The 231-nt window shown below is 51.1% G+C and carries 1 protein-coding gene; it reads left to right on the top strand.

Annotation, left to right across the window (positions count from 1 at the left end):
- Window positions 1-231 (top strand): hypothetical protein (locus L1S35_RS13295; RefSeq protein WP_236401484.1); only part of this gene is annotated, 231 nt, incomplete at both ends.

The following is a 231-nucleotide window of genomic DNA, read 5'->3' as shown; positions in this document are numbered from 1 at the left end:
TCTGCCGACAGCAAGTATTAGTTATGCAACGCCGTTTTGTTCTTCTGTGGCTACGGCACAATCCGTGACACTAACCGGAACTGGAGCCTATACCGGTGGAGTGTATTCTTCTACTGCCGGACTGACTATCAATCCTGCAACGGGAGCCATTACGCCTTCGACTTCTACTGCAGGAACCTATACCGTTACTTATACCATTGCGGCTGGTGGTGGATGTGCTGCCGTAACAGC

Origin of the sequence: Flavobacterium anseongense, assembly GCF_021608185.1 — a bacterium.
GTDB classification, from domain to species: domain Bacteria; phylum Bacteroidota; class Bacteroidia; order Flavobacteriales; family Flavobacteriaceae; genus Flavobacterium; species Flavobacterium anseongense.
This window is presented reverse-complemented; position numbering and strand designations above follow the sequence as displayed.